The sequence below is a fragment of the Sorangium sp. So ce1036 genome, from assembly GCF_051369805.1.
GTDB classification, from domain to species: Bacteria; Myxococcota_A; Polyangia; order Polyangiales; family Polyangiaceae; genus Sorangium; species Sorangium cellulosum_F.
The window spans coordinates 460166-473816 of sequence record NZ_JBBMOX010000002.1; the positions used below are offsets into that span (position 1 = coordinate 460166).

The 13651-nt window shown below is 75.1% G+C and carries 10 protein-coding genes; 5 read left to right on the forward strand and 5 right to left on the reverse strand.

The annotated features are described in order from the left end of the window. The first annotated feature begins 186 nt into the window (after positions 1–186). From WMF31_RS38775 to WMF31_RS38795, 5 genes are all read left to right on the forward strand, one after another. A complete protein-coding gene (locus WMF31_RS38775; RefSeq protein WP_436606918.1) occupies positions 187–2814 on the forward strand; it encodes a DNA internalization-related competence protein ComEC/Rec2 in 2628 nt (875 codons plus the stop codon). 106 nt (positions 2815–2920) lie between these two features. Beyond that, the gene (locus WMF31_RS38780; protein WP_436606919.1) at positions 2921–4405 is read left to right on the forward strand and encodes a B12-binding domain-containing radical SAM protein; all 1485 of its coding nucleotides are present in this window, start codon (positions 2921–2923) and stop codon (positions 4403–4405) included. A 36-nt stretch (positions 4406–4441) separates the two neighbouring features. Beyond that, positions 4442–4690, forward strand: coding sequence for a glutaredoxin family protein (locus WMF31_RS38785; RefSeq protein WP_436606920.1), 249 nt, complete (start codon positions 4442–4444; stop codon positions 4688–4690). A gap of 68 nt (positions 4691–4758) precedes the next feature. Continuing rightward, on the forward strand, positions 4759–5409 hold the full coding sequence (locus WMF31_RS38790; RefSeq protein ID WP_436606921.1) for a TlpA family protein disulfide reductase: 651 nt from the start codon (positions 4759–4761) through the stop codon (positions 5407–5409). Between the two features lie 188 nt (positions 5410–5597). Continuing rightward, complete coding sequence (locus WMF31_RS38795; protein WP_129355148.1) at positions 5598–6302, forward strand: GbsR/MarR family transcriptional regulator; 705 nt, start codon at positions 5598–5600, stop codon at positions 6300–6302. Between the two features lie 192 nt (positions 6303–6494). On the opposite strand, the gene tssI is transcribed toward WMF31_RS38795, so the two are convergent. The 5 genes from tssI to WMF31_RS38820 form a co-directional block, all read right to left on the reverse strand. After that, on the reverse strand, positions 6495–8201 hold the full coding sequence (tssI, locus tag WMF31_RS38800; protein ID WP_436606922.1) for a type VI secretion system tip protein TssI/VgrG: 1707 nt from the start codon (positions 8199–8201) through the stop codon (positions 6495–6497). Positions 8202–8747: 546 nt separating this feature from the next. After that, positions 8748–10499 carry a DUF2169 family type VI secretion system accessory protein gene (locus WMF31_RS38805; RefSeq protein ID WP_436606923.1) on the reverse strand — a complete coding sequence of 584 codons (1752 nt, stop codon included), beginning with the start codon at positions 10497–10499 and terminating at the stop codon, positions 8748–8750. A gap of 208 nt (positions 10500–10707) precedes the next feature. Continuing rightward, complete coding sequence (locus tag WMF31_RS38810; RefSeq protein WP_436606924.1) at positions 10708–11490, reverse strand: FHA domain-containing protein; 783 nt, start codon at positions 11488–11490, stop codon at positions 10708–10710. Positions 11491–11982: 492 nt separating this feature from the next. Further along, positions 11983–12621, reverse strand: coding sequence for a signal peptidase I (lepB, locus tag WMF31_RS38815; RefSeq protein ID WP_436606925.1), 639 nt, complete (start codon positions 12619–12621; stop codon positions 11983–11985). 109 nt (positions 12622–12730) lie between these two features. Further along, entirely contained in the window at positions 12731–13609 is an 879-nt protein-coding gene (locus WMF31_RS38820) for a trypsin-like serine peptidase (RefSeq protein WP_436606926.1), read from the reverse strand. Between the last annotated feature and the right edge of the window lie 42 nt (positions 13610–13651).

The following is a 13651-nucleotide window of genomic DNA, read 5'->3' on the forward strand; positions in this document are numbered from 1 at the left end:
GCGCCGTGCGCCGCGACATCCAGCGAGACAGTCTAGAGGGGAATGTGGGGCGATGCACGCGTGCCACGCGCGACGAGCGATTCGATCCGATGCGTTCGTGGCCATGAACGTTGCAGCCACCACACCACGGTATCGTTCGGGAGCTCTTGCGGGATTGTCGGGTGACCGGAGTCGCCATGTTCCGCCATGGCGGCGCCAGGGGGCGCGCGCCTCGCGACGGGCCGGAACGCCGAGGAGACGCGCGCGGCCCGGGTGTTGCGGGGCGGCGTGGCCGTGGTCGATCCGGTCCTGCTCCTCGGGCTCGCGCTCGCCGCGGGCGCTCCCCTCGCGCTCGCGCCCGCGCCCACGGCGCTCGGCGCGGCGCTCGTCGCCGCGGCGCTCCGCCGTCACGTCGGGGGCCTCGCGCTCGCCGTGGCCGGCGTGGCGCTGGTCGCCTCCGGCCTCCGCGCCCGCGCGCTGCTCGACCGCGCGGGCGACCTCTACGACGGCGCGACCGCGCTGCTCCAGCCGCCGGCGCGCTGCGAGGTGACGGGCGCCGTCGTCGGCTCGCCGGTCGTCGTCGGGACGGCGGCGCGGCGGTCCAGGGGCGGCGCGCGCGCGCCGGAGGCCGCCGAGGACGAGGGCGAGCCGGCGACCGCGCGCGTCGACGTCGAGATCTCCGGCGGGACGTGCGGCGGCCGGGCGGTCCCGGGGCCGCTCCGGGCGCGCCTCTACGGGGCGCCGGTGGACCTCGCGCGGGGCGACCGGCTCGACGTCGTCGTGGATCTCGCGCCGCTCCACCTGTTCCGCAACGAGGGGCTCCGGGACGCGACCGCCGCGATCGCGCGGAGCGGCGTCGTCGCGAGCGGGACGATCGTCGACGCGCGGCGGACGGCCGAGGGGCGATCGATCGGCGCGGCCGTCGACCGCGCGCGGGCCTCGGTGCGGGAGCGCATCGAGGCGACGTTCCACCCCGACGCCACGGCGCTCGGGCGCGCGCTCGTGCTGGGCGAGACCGATCTCGCGCCCGAGGACCAGGCGGCCTTCCGCGAGAGCGGCCTCGCGCACCTGCTCGCGGTCTCGGGGACGCACCTCGTCCTCGCGGTGGCGGGCTTCGCCGCGGCGCTCCGCGCGATCCTCGTGCGCGTCGGCCCGATCGCGGCGCGGTGGGACGCGGGCCGCATCACCGCGGCCCTGTGCGTGCCGGCCGCGTGGCTCTACGCCGATTTCGCCGGCGGCGGCGGCTCGGCGACGCGCGCCGCGGCGATGCTCAGCTTCGCGATGGGCGCCCGGCTGCTGGGCCTCCGCCCGGTGGGCGTCCGCAGCTTCGCGCTGTCGCTCGCCGGCGCCGGCGCCGTCGATCCGCTCGTCGCGTGCGATCTGTCGTTCGGCCTCTCGGCGGCCGCGACCGCCGGGCTGCTCTGGCTCCAGCGGCCGCTCGCCGCGGCGCTCGTGCCCGGCCCGGGCGAGGGGAGCGAGGACCGCGCCGGGGGCGGGCCGCTCGGGCTGTCCTCGGCGCGCGCCCGCGCGCGGCAGCTCCTCGCGCCCGTCGCGACCACGCTCGCGGCGATGCTCGGCTGCGCGCCGCTCCTGCTCATGAACGGGGCGACGTTCCCGCTGCTCGGCGTGGCGGCGAACGTGATCGCCGCGCCGGTCGGCGAGCTCGCCGCGCTCCCGTTCTGCCTCGCGCACGCCGTGCTCTCCTGGGCGCCGTCGGTCGAGCGCGGGTGCGCGCTCGTCGGCTCGGGCGCGCTGCTCGTGGTGCGCTCCATCGCCCGCGTCTCGGCCGAGACCGGCGCGGTGCTGCGCCTGCCCGAGCCGTCCCCCGCCCAGCTCGCCGCGCTCGCCGCCACGATCGCGCTCGCGTCCGTGGCGGCGCGCCGCGCAGAGAGGCTCGCGGCGCTCGCCGCCGGCGCCGCCGCCTGGCTGCTGCTCGAGGTCGTCGCGGCGCGCGCGGGCGCGCCGCGCGGGTGGCTGCGCGTCCACGTCCTCGACGTGGGCCAGGGCGATTCCATCCTGATCGATCTCCCCGAGGGCGGCGCGATGCTCGTCGACGCCGGCGGCTTCGTGGGCAGCCCCGTCGATCCCGGCGCGCGCGTCCTCCAGCCGCTGCTGCGGGCGCGCCGCCGGGCGCGCCTCGACGCCGTCGTCCTGTCGCACCCGCACCCGGATCACTTCGGCGGCCTGCCCTCCGCGGTCGCGGGCGTGGAGGTCGGCGAGCTCTGGGACACCGGCCAGGGCGAGGCCGAGGGCGCGGGCCCGGTCTACGCCGGGCTGCTGTCGGACCTGCGCCGGCGCGGCGTGCCCATCGTGCGGCCCGCCTCGCTCTGCGGCCGCCCGCGGATCCTCTCGGGGGCGACCGTCGAGGTGCTCGCGCCGTGCCCCGACCTCCACCCCGACCTGGGCGCCAACGACAACTCGTTCGTCCTGCGCATCACGTACGGGGCTCGCTCCGCGCTGCTCGTCGGCGACGCGGAGCACGAGGCCGAGGCCGCGCTCGTTGCGCGGTACGGCGCCGCGCTCCGGGCCGACCTGCTCAAGGTGGGGCACCACGGCAGCAGGACCTCGACCGGCCCGGAGCTCCTCGCGGCCGTGGACCCGTCGGTCGCCGCGATCTCCTGCGGGGTCCGCAACCGCTTCGGGCACCCGAGCCCGGAGGTGCTCGCCCGCCTCGCGGCCCGCGGCGTCGCGGTGGCGCGCATGGATCGGGGCGGCGCCTTGACCTGGGAGACCGACGGCGAGCAGGTCCTCTGGTCCCGCCCGGGCGCCCCGTCGAGCCCTGCCCCCGTGGGCGGCGCCGGGGCCGTGCCCTCCGGCGCCGCCGGGGCGCGATGACGCGGTGAGCCTGGAAGGAACCCGCCTCGAGGAGGCCGCCTGCCGCCCCCGTATCCTTGCGCCTGGACGTCCCCTGAGGGACGCTCCGCCGATGTCTCGTAGCGCGATGACGACCACCATCCGCCGCCGGCTGGCGGGCGAGATCGGTCGTATCGACAAGCAGGCGCCCTTCCGCGTCGCGCTGTCCTACCCCTCGCCGTACCGGGCTGGCATGAGCTCGCTCGGCTATCTCCAGATCTACAAGACCATCCAGGCCGAGCCCGGGATGGCGTGCGAGCGGGCCTTCCTTCCGGACGACGACGTCCCGGGCGCGCCTCCGGCCCAGGGCGCTCCGGTCACCTACGAGGGGCTCCGCCCCCTCTCCGATTTCCCGGTCATCGCGCTGTCGGTCGCCTACGAGCTCGAGCTCGCCGGGGTCGTCCGCCTGCTCGACCTGGCGGGGCTGCCGGCGCTCCGGGAGGAGCGCGACGGGCGCCACCCGTTCGTGCTCGCGGGCGGCCCGCTCACGTTCTCCAACCCGCTGCCGCTCGCGCCGTTCGCCGACGCGATCATCATGGGCGAGGCCGACACCCTCGCGATCGACGCGCTCCGGCTGCTCCGGGACGCGTCCTCGCGCGAGGCGGCGCTCGACGCGCTCGCGCGCCTGCCGCACGTCTTCGTGCCCGCGCGCCACGGCGCGGAGATGCCGCCCGTCGCGCGGTGCGACGACGCGCTGTTGCCCGCCTGGTCGCCCATCCGCGCCGAGGAGACGGAGCTCTCCAACATGTTCCTCATCGAGGCGGAGCGGGGCTGCTCGCGCGGGTGCGCCTACTGCGTGATGCGCCGCTCGACCAACGGCGGCATGCGCATCGTGCCGAAGGAGCGCCTCCTCGAGCTCATCCCCGCGGACGCGAGGCGCGTCGGCCTCGTCGGCGCCGCGGTCAGCGACCACCCGAAGATCGTCGAGGTGGTCCGGACCCTGGCCGAGCGGGGCTGCGAGGTCGGGCTGAGCAGCCTCCGGCCGGACCGGCTGAGCGACGATTTCGTCGGCGCGCTGCGGCTCGCGGGCTACCGCACGCTCACGACCGCGATGGACGGCACGAGCGAGCGCGTCCGCGAGACGCTCGAGCGGCGCGCGCGGACCCGGCACCTTCAGCGGGCGGCCGAGCTCGCGCGCCAGCACGGGATGAACCGGCTGAAGCTCTACCTCATGGTGGGCGTCCCCGGCGAGACCGACGCCGACGTCGACGAGTGCGTCGCGTTCGTCTCGGAGCTCTCGCGGATCGTCCCGGTGGCGCTCGGGATCGCGCCCTTCTGCCCGAAGCGCAACACGCCGCTCCACGGCGCGCGCTTCGCGGGGATCGGCGTGGTGAACAAGCGGCTCGACCGGCTGCGCCGCGGGCTGCGCGGCCGCGCGGACGTGCGGGCCACGAGCGCCCGCTGGGCGTGGGTCGAGGCGGAGCTCGCCGCCGGCGGCGAGGCCGAGGGGCGCGCCGTGCTCCAGGCGGTGCGCGCGGGCGGCTCGTTCCGGGACTACGAGCGCGCGCTCACGAAGGTAGAGCGGCCGGAGCCGCCGCGCCGCCAGAGCCTGCCGCTCCTCGCGGCGGGGTGAGCGGGCGGAGCGCCCCACCACCCGTCCGAGGATGCCATGAAGAAAGTGACCCTCTTCACACGTGTGCGCTGCCACCTCTGCGACGACGCCCACGCGGCGCTCGAGCGCGTGCGCGCGCGGCTGCCGTTCGAGCTCGCGGTCGTCGATCTGGACCGCGACGCCGACCCGGAGAAGCGCGCGCTCTACGACTGGGAGGTCCCCGTGGTGGAGCTGGAGGGGCGAAAGATCATGAAGTACCGCGTCGACGAGCGGCGCCTCGAGCGGCTCCTCGCCGGCGGGGACTGACCCGTGCGGGGGCCCGGAGCGCGTCCGTCCGCTTTCTTCCCGCCGGACCCTACGCTATGCCTGAGCTCGTGAAATCGGCGACGATCGCGCAGATCTTCTTCATTCTCGTCGCTGCCGTCGCTGTTTACAGCTTCGTGCACGCGGCGCAGAACGACCAGCGCACCACGAGCTGCGAGGCCATGTGCGCGCTGCGCCCCGCCTACGCGGGGCAGAACCGGCTGGCGCCGGACTTCGAGCTGCCGGACATGAACGGCAAGCCGGTGCGGCTCTCGTCGTTCCGGGGCAAGACGGTGTTCCTGAACTTCTGGACCAAGACCTGCCAACCGTGCCTCGAGGAGATGCCGGCGCTGGCGGAGCTCGGCCGGATCGCCCGGACGCGGGACGATTTCGTCGTCCTCACGGTCTCGACCGACGCGGGGCCCGACGACGTGCGCGACACGCTGAAGGTGGCCCTGAGCGGCGATCCGCCGTTCCCGATCCTCTTCGACCCCGAGTCCAAGGTCGTGCTGGATCAGTACGGGACCCAGCTCTTCCCCGAGACGTGGATCATCGACCCGAACGGGATCATCCGGGCCCGCTTCGACGGCGCGCGGGACTGGTCGAGCAGCCTGGCCATCGACGTGGGCGAGATGGTCTCGCGCTGGGGCGGATGCCCGGTCGAGTTCTACAAGAGCCAGCCGCGCGGCGATTTCGCCTCGATCTGCACGGACGATTCCTGAGCAGGCCCGGCGCCGGGGGACGGGGCGCGCCGCGCGCTCCCCTCCGGGGCTGGCGTGCAGGCGAGGCACGAGAGGGCTCGCCGGAGCGCGAGCCCCGGAGGAGAGCCTCCCCGATGTGCCTTCACCCGGCGCGGGGCGCGCTGGCTGCTTGGCGCATCCGCGAAAGATCGTTATGTGAGTCACCCATCATGACCGCCCGCAGGCCGACGTCGCCGTTCGCGCATCCGCCGCAGCAGCCGCCCGCAGCGGGCGGAGGCGGCGACGGCCGGGCCTCGGACGAGGAGCGGGTCGCCGCCGCGCGGCAGGAGCTCCTGGAGGGGGTCGGCGCCGAGATCGCGGCGTCGTTCCCCGGCATCACCCGGCTGGGCGGGCAGGTGGTCGCGGCGCTGTTCCTGGCGGACGCGCCGCGCTCGATGGACGAGCTGAGCCAGGAGCTCGGCCGTTCGAAGAGCAACATCTTCGCGAACCTGCGCGGGCTCGAGGCGGCCGGGATCATCGAGCGCCGGCGGGAGTCGGGGGCGCGGCACGACTCGTTCGCGCTGCGCGGCAAGTACCCTGACGTGATCGTGGGCGCGTACCTCGGCCGCCTGCGCCGGGTGGTGCAGGACAAGCGCGCGCTCGCGCGGCGCGCGCTCGCGCTGCTCGGCGACGCGCAGGGCGCCGAGGCCGACGCGATGCGCGCGCGGCTCGACGACCTGTCGCGCAAGTACGACCTGTTCGCCGAGGTCATGGAGCAGCTCCTGCCGTCCATCGACGGCCCCGTGGATCTCGAGCGGCTGATCGCGCAGGTGCCGGCGCCGGTGGTGCGCTCGCTGAACGCGGCGGCGCGCGTGGCGTGGGCGGCGGGCGACGCCATCAGCCGGCTCAGCGGGCGCGCTGGCCGCAAGCGGTGAGCGGCGGTCACCCGCTTCGGATACGGGCCCATCTCGACGTTTTCGGTGCTCGGCGTACTTTTGTACGCCTGCGCGCCGAAAACGCCGATCTGGGCCCGTCTCCTGTGCGGGTGACCGCCGCTCGGCGGCGCGCTGGGGGGCGGGCGGAGGGCCGTCACTCGGGTGGTGCGGCCCTTCGGGGGCTCACCGCCGTCACTCGCGTGACGGGCAGTCCCTCATCTCGATGAGGATGCCGGTCGACGTCTCGATGCGGTGCATCAGGTTCACGTCGCGGGTCACCGGCGACGGCGTGATCGGGTTGGGCGCGGAGCCCACGATCAGCGGCCGGTCGGGGTCTCCGTCCAGAAAGACCATCAGCACCTCGATCCCGGGCTTGAGCGGGAAATGGATGCCGTAATTCGGCCCGGCGTGCGGCTGGATCATCCGCACGAGCCGCGAGGGGAACGCGCGCGACGCGGGATCCCCCGCGTCGAAATGGAAGCGCACCCGGTAACGCCCCTGTTCGTCGATCGGCGAGCGCTTCCCGATCTCGCCGTCCGGGAGCGGCTCCACCAGCGCGGTCACCACCCCGTGGATCTTCGGCCGCGGCGTCGCCCGCGGGGGGCGGTAGGCCTGCTCGGCGCGCACCAGCCGCGCGCGATTCACGTACTCCTGCTCGCGCCCGCCCGCGCCCTCGATGGCCACCGGCTGCACCGCGCGGTGCTCCACCTCGACGACCAAGAACCGCTGCCCGTCGAGCTGCGGGTGGCCCTCGAGCGCGAAGACGGCCCCCGGGATCAGCCGGAGCTCGTCGCTCCCGCACTCGAAATAACGGCCCGACGAGGCGCGCTCCTCCGCGCGGATCCGCGCGAGCTGCTGGCCCTCCTCCGGCGTCTTGTGATGGGCGCCGTGCTCGACCACCCCGCCCCCGAGGCCCGCCGCCGACTCGTGGGCTGCCGTGAGATCGAGCCTCGGCGTCCGGTAGTTGTACTCCTGCATGACGTACGTCGCGGGGAAGGCCCTGGCCTGCTCCTTGAGCTCGAAGACGTCGCGCCGCTCGCCTCGCGGCCGGAACACCACGGCGTCGCCCCGCGGCAGCGGCTGAAACCCCACCTGCTCGTCGGTGAACACCATCACGTCGCGCCCCGACTCGTGCTCGAAGAAGAACGAGATCCCAAGGTGCTCGGCGAGCCGCGAGATGAAGGCCAGATCCGACTCCTTGTACTGGACGATCATCTCCCGGGCCGGGTGATCGCGGTAGAGGCGCATCACCACGTCGTCGGCCCCGAGCCCCAGCAACGCGAGCTTCTGCTGGATGAGCTCCGGCACGCTGAGATCGAGGAAGACCTGCTGGAGCTCCACCAGCGTCGCGCGGAACGCCCGCGGCACGAGCCGGAGCCGGTAGGAGCGGAAGGCGGCCTCCGTCTCGTGCCGGTCCTCCACCTCGGCGATCATCCCGTGAACGGTCCGTTCCTCGGCGCCCTGGACCTCGAACACCAGCGACGCGGCCGCGCCGAGCACCTGCTCGATCGAGAGCTCGGCGCCCTCGCTGCACACCACGTCGATGTCGAACGAGAAGAGCTGGCCGACGGCCTCCTTGCCGTGCACCCCGCGCAGCCGGAGGTGGTCGCAGGCGAACTCCGGGGAATCGAGCCGCAGGACGGGCGCTTGCCGAGCCCGGTTTCGGAGCGCGGCCCTCGCCTCCCTGAACGCCTCGACCGGATCGAGGCGCGTCGCGCGAGGTGCCGGCTCCGCGGCGGGACGCTCCTCGTGCGGCAGGGGCTCCGGCGCCGGCGGGCCGCCCGGGGACAGCGGGACATTCCCCGGCGCCGCGCCGCTCGACCGCGGAGGAGACGGCGGGACATCCCCCGGCGCCGCGCCGCGCGCCCGCGGAGGAGATGGCGGGACCTCCCTCGGCATTGCGCCGCGCGCCCGCGGAGGAGATGGCGGGACCTCCCTCGGCCTTGCGCCGCTCGCCCGCGCCGCAGGCGCAGCCATGCGGCCACCGTCGCTCGGAGACGGCCCGGCGCCTTCCTCCTCGGGCCCGGGCGCCTCCTCCGCGCTCGCCGCGCATGCCGCAGGCGCGATCCGCTCCGTGCATGGTGGGCCTGCGTCGGGCGCCTCGCGGGGCCGGACGGCGGCCGACTCCGCGCCCATTCTCACGGCGCTCGGCGCGCGGTACGCGCTCGCAGCGGTCCGTTCGCCGCAGGACGGGGCGGCGCTCGGCTCGCTGCACCTCTGGGTATCGGTCGGCTCCCCGTTCATCGCTGCGCCTCCTCTGCGGCTCGCCTGGCACTGTATCCGATGCGGGGGCGCGCGGGGGGTGCGGCCCTTTGGTGGCTCACCTCCGGGGCTCGCCGGAACGCAAGCCCCGGAGGTGAGCCACCAAAGGGCCGCACCACCGACGCGCGAGGGTGAAGGTATCGGGGGCGAATCCCTCCTCATCGCTGCGCACCTCGTTCCGGCTCAGCGCTTGTGGAAGTGCCTGTACAGGCTGCCGACGAGATCGGGCCGCTCGCGCTTCGGCGCAGGCGGCGCCGCGGCAGGCGCGCGCTGCCCGGGCGAACGCTCGGCCGGCGGGCCGCGGTCGGGCGTGGGCAGCATCTCGAAGGCGGGCGCAGGCGCGGCGACCGGCGCAGGCGCGTGCGCGGCCTCCGGCGCGGGCGTGGCCTCCGGCGCGTGCGCGGCCTCCGGCGCGGGCGTGGCCTCCGGCGCGTGCGCGGCCTCCGGCGCGGGCGTGGCCTCCGGCGCGTGCGCGGCCTCCGGCGCGGGCGTGGCCTCCGGCGCGTGCGCGGCCTCCGGCGCGGGCGTGGCCTCCGGCGCGTGCGCGGCCCCTCGCGCGGGCGCGGCGACCGGCGCGGGCACCTCGATCGTGCCCGCCAGCATGTCAATCGTGCCCGCCAGCGGTGACCCGCTCGCCGGGACCACCGACGCACGGCCCGCCGCCCAGGGCGCCTCCGGGGGCGCGCCGCTCTCCCGATCGCCGTGCGTCCCCGCAGGCGCGATCGGAAACGGCGCGCGCACCGCGTCCTGCCCCTGCGGCGGGAGCGTGCGCTCGAGCGGGAGCGTGCGGTCGAGGGGGTTCGCTTGCGCGACCGCAACATCGTCCGTGACGTCCTCGATGTCGTCGTCCTCGAGCCGCACCGTGGAGCTCCAGTCCGCCGCCTTCGCGCCCTCGGGCATGGCGCCCGCGACGGGCGCGCGCGCGAGCACCTCGGTGACGTCCGGCCACGGCACCGGCTGGCCCCCCACCGCGACGCCCACCGCGACGCGCAGCGTGGCGAGCGCCTGCGCCGACGCCACCTGGAAGCTCCCGCGGAAGACCACCGCGCAGCGCCCGGCGTCGGATTGCACGATCAGCATGTCGCCCGGGAGCGGCAACGACCGCGCCGCGCCGTTCGGCAGGTGGATGGTCGCGAGCGCCCGCAGCGGCGGCAGCCGCGTGGTCAGCGCCGGGTGATGCGGGCGCAGGCCCTCCAGCACGATCTGCTCGCCGCCGAGCACCCGGTCGAAGCGCTGATCCGCGGGCGCCGACTGGTAATACGACCAGTCGAAGCCGTCCGGGATCGACGCCACCCCCTCCAGCTCGGCGCGCGCGAGGCCGCGGAGCAGGCGCGTCCGGCTCGGCACGATCGACGGGATCGGCCCGAGGCCGATCGGCGCGCGCCGCCCGTCCGGCGGCAGCACGTTGGGCAGCGGCGTCCTGCCGCCCGTGTCCTCCAGGCCGCCGACGCCGAAGGGGTTCTCCGGATCGCCGGGGCCGCCCCAGGCGCGCTGGTACTCGATCGGCATCTTCACAAACGGCTCGGGCTCCGGGCTCGGCGCCCCCGCGACGGCCGTCCGATCGCCCACGACCTCGAGGCGCTTGTCGACCAGCGCCGCCGCTCCGCGCAGGATCGCGAGCCGCACCGGCATGCGCCGGACCGGCGCCCCGCCCGGCGCCCACGCGTGGCCCGTGAGCACCACCTCGGCGCGCTCCAGCCACGGCGCGAGCTCGCTCGCCGCGACGAGCGGCGACATCGGGTTGCCCCGCGCATGGATCTCGCCCCGGACCACGTCGAGCGGGTCGATCTGCCGCGCGTCGCCGCCGGGGACCATCGCGAAGGTGGCCTTGGCGACGATGGTCACGTGGAGCTGGCCGCGGCTGCGCCACAGCGTCGCGCCCGCGGCGACCGGTCCGGCGTGGAAGACGTCGAGGGGCCAGCGAGCGGTGGTCATGGGCGAGAGAGCCTCCGGAGGAGATCGCACCGGCGCGGACGCGCGCCCGGGGTCGACCGGCCCACGCCGAGTGTAGCAGGCGAGCCGCAGCGCCGGTGCCCGGCGGAATGCGCCCCGTGCGCCTCGCGCGCCCCCGAAGCGGAGCCGCCGCGGCGCGGCGCAGGCGCCTGTCCCAGCCTCGCCGGGCGACGGGCCCCCTCGGGCGGAGCTAGTTGGTGTTGAGCTCGACCCGCAGGAGCTTGCGCCCGATGAACAGGTAGTCGCCGTGGGCGAGCTCGCGCTCGCTCTTGATGCGCACGTACGTGCCGTTGCGGCTGTTGAGATCGGTGAGCGTGAACTTGCCGTTGTGCTCCTCGAGCCGGCAGTGCGAGCCCGACATGTACAGATCGACCGGGAAGTTCAGGTCGCCGCCCTCGCGCCCGACCTGCAGCGAGCTGCCGCGCGCGCAGACCGTCATGCCGATCGCGCCGCCCTGGAGCACCTGCGTGAGGCGGAACGGGCTCGGGTGCTTCGGCGAGGAGTAGAAGAACGTCCCGTCCGGGTCCTGGCCGTCGGAGGCGCGCGGCGTCGGATCGAGCCGGAAGAGCTGCTCGCCGGCGAGGAACGTGTCGCCCGGCGTGATGTCGATCGTGCCGCGCACGCGGATGTACACGCCGTTCAGGGAGCCCTCGTCGCGCACCACCAGCTTGCCGTCGCGGTAGAAGAAGTTCGCGTGCTTCGGCGAGACGAACGGATCGTCCGGGAAGACGAGCTGCCCGTTGCGGCCGACGATGTGCTGCTCGGCCTTGAGGTGGAAGGAGAGCCCATCCATGCCCTCGCCGCGGATGAGGATCAGCTTCGCCTTCGCCGGGTTCTGCATGTCCCCGAAGAAGAGCGTCTGCGCGTTGAGGATCTCGGGCGGCACCGCCGTCCCGCACCTCCCGCAGAACTTGTGGCCCGAGGGAACACTGCTCGAGCAGGAACGGCAGACGTAGTTACGGGCTTGCTCCATCAGCTCCTCCTGGGAGAGTTCGGCGAATTCGCTCTTGGACGAGGGGGTCTTGGGGCTCCGCCCCGGGCCGCGCGAGCTCGTCGGGGCGAGCCGGGCCTCCGGCCGCACACCCCCGGCGGCGCCGGAGGACGGAGGACGCCGGACCGACAGGGCAGGCGAGCTCGCCTGGCGCGACGTGAACAGGGCCAAGTCGTTCGCGCACTCAGGGCAACGCGCGGTGCCCATCGGGCTCCACAGGTCGCACTGGCCACAGACGATGCCGATCTCGTGCTGCTCGGTGTGCAAACGTCTCCTCGGTGCATTGGAGGACCGCGACGTCGCGGCTCCCCGACCCGCGCCAGTGGAGGCCCGCCTGGGCGGACCCACGACCGATTGAAGCAACCCGGCCGGAGCCCGGACCGCGACGTGCGTTCGACGCCCGACCCGGGTGGAGAGAGACAACGGTTCTAGACGTCGGAGCGCGGAGGGGTCAAGCTCGAGGTGATCCTGCCGTCAGCGCACGTAGGTGAAGCGCCGCTCCTCGTCGCGGAGGCCCCCGCTCCCCCAGAGCCGGAAGACGATCCGCTCGCCGCACGCCTCGCGCGGCATCAGGCCGAAATCGCGCGAGTCGTCGTGGTAACTCCGGTTGTCGCTCAGCAGGAAGACCGTCCCGGGTCGCACGTCCACGCGCCGGGGGCGCTCGAGCGGGGGGCGGCGCCCGACCGCCCGGAGGTGGAGGCCGCCGCCCATCATCACCATGTCGCACGACAGCGCGACCTCCTTGCCCGTCGCCGGATCGTCGATGGTCATCCTGGGCTCGACGCACGCGCGCTCGGAGTCGTAGCGCTTCCCGTTCACGACCAAGGTGCCGTGATCGACCTCGACCGTGTCGCCCGCCACGCCCGCGATCCGGCCGACGATGTACCTGCCCGGGGCCTCGGGATCGGGGCACCGCACCAGCTCGCCGAAGCCGGGCGTGCCCCGCGTCAGCACCACGACCGTGTCGCCCGGCGCGAGGCTCGGCGCGATGGCGGCGCCCAGCATCGGGTCGCTCGGCACCGTCCAGACGTCGAGGACGAGCGCCCGGAGCGCGACGCCGATCACGACCAGCAGGCCGAGGGTCCAGAGCAGCCCGTTGAACAGCTTCCTCATGCGGCCCCGGAAGCCTAGTACGTTGTCGCCCGGGGACGAACCTGGCGCGACGCGGGCCTGGCGCGGCCCGGGCGGCGGGCGAGGGGCGCTCGCCGAGGCCGCGGCGACGTCACCGCCGGCAGCTCCGGTAGGGCGGCAGCTCGCTCGGGCTCGCGCCCGCGGCGATCTCGCGCGCCGCGGAGAAGAGCTCGGGCCACACGTCGAGGCGGCTGAAATACGAGACGCCGGTCGTGAGCTCGTCCCCGTCCATCACGCTCGCCGAGATCACGCCGACGACATCGCCCCCCAGGTCGCTGCGCGCCGGCCCGCCCGAGTCGCCGGGGCAGATCGAGGCCGTCGCGACGAAGTGCGCGGGGTTCACGGCGTCGACGGCGCCGCCCGGCCGCGGCACGAGGTGGACCGGATCGCGCGAGAGCGCGCAGCGGCCGAAGCCGTACGGCGTCACCTGCTCCTCGAGCCTCGGCTCGGCCTCGAGCCGCGGCGCGAGCGTCGGGATGCCGATCAGCCGGCGCGACAGCACGAGGATGGCGATGTCGCCCTCGCCCGACGTGTACCCGCAGTCCGGCGACACGACCGCGCGGACCGTGACGTCGCCCCAGGGCAGGTGATCGCCCCCGAGCTCGATCGCGATGCGCTCGGGCTCCTGATCGCGGCGCAGCGTCCTGCCGCTCTCGTCCCGCGCCGCGACGCAGTGGTGCGCGGTGAGCACGAGGTCCTCGGTGATGAGCGTCCCCGTGCAGGTCACGTCGGTGACGATGCGGACGATGGCGTCCTCGTTCGTGGCGAGCTCGAACGGCGGCCGCAGGTCGATCGGGCGCTGCTCCAGGCCGGGCCGCGCCGCCGGGATGGCCAGCCCGGCGTTGGTGATCGGACGCGCGCAGCCCGCGGCGGCGGCGAGGGCCAGCGCGGCGGCGGCGGCGCCGCCGCGGAACGATCCCCTCGATGCGGGCGCGAGGGCGCCCGGCGTGCGTGCCTGCGGCTGTTCCACCTGAGGGAGACCCTCCCAAGCGCAACCGGTGGTTTCATCGGA

Excerpts from the sequence above, each read along its gene's own strand:
- WMF31_RS38810 (WP_436606924.1), bottom strand. The coding sequence starts at position 11,490 with ATGGAGCAAGCCCGTAACTACGTCTGCCGTTCCTGCTCGAGCAGTGTT.
- tssI (WP_436606922.1), bottom strand. The coding sequence starts at position 8,201 with ATGCCGAGGGAGGTCCCGCCATCTCCTCCGCGGGCGCGCGGCGCGGCG.
- WMF31_RS38805 (WP_436606923.1), bottom strand. The coding sequence starts at position 10,499 with ATGACCACCGCTCGCTGGCCCCTCGACGTCTTCCACGCCGGACCGGTC.
- WMF31_RS38785 (WP_436606920.1), top strand. The coding sequence starts at position 4,442 with ATGAAGAAAGTGACCCTCTTCACACGTGTGCGCTGCCACCTCTGCGAC.
- lepB (WP_436606925.1), bottom strand. The coding sequence starts at position 12,621 with ATGAGGAAGCTGTTCAACGGGCTGCTCTGGACCCTCGGCCTGCTGGTC.
- WMF31_RS38775 (WP_436606918.1), top strand. The coding sequence starts at position 187 with ATGGCGGCGCCAGGGGGCGCGCGCCTCGCGACGGGCCGGAACGCCGAG.
- WMF31_RS38795 (WP_129355148.1), top strand. The coding sequence starts at position 5,598 with ATGACCGCCCGCAGGCCGACGTCGCCGTTCGCGCATCCGCCGCAGCAG.
- WMF31_RS38780 (WP_436606919.1), top strand. The coding sequence starts at position 2,921 with ATGACGACCACCATCCGCCGCCGGCTGGCGGGCGAGATCGGTCGTATC.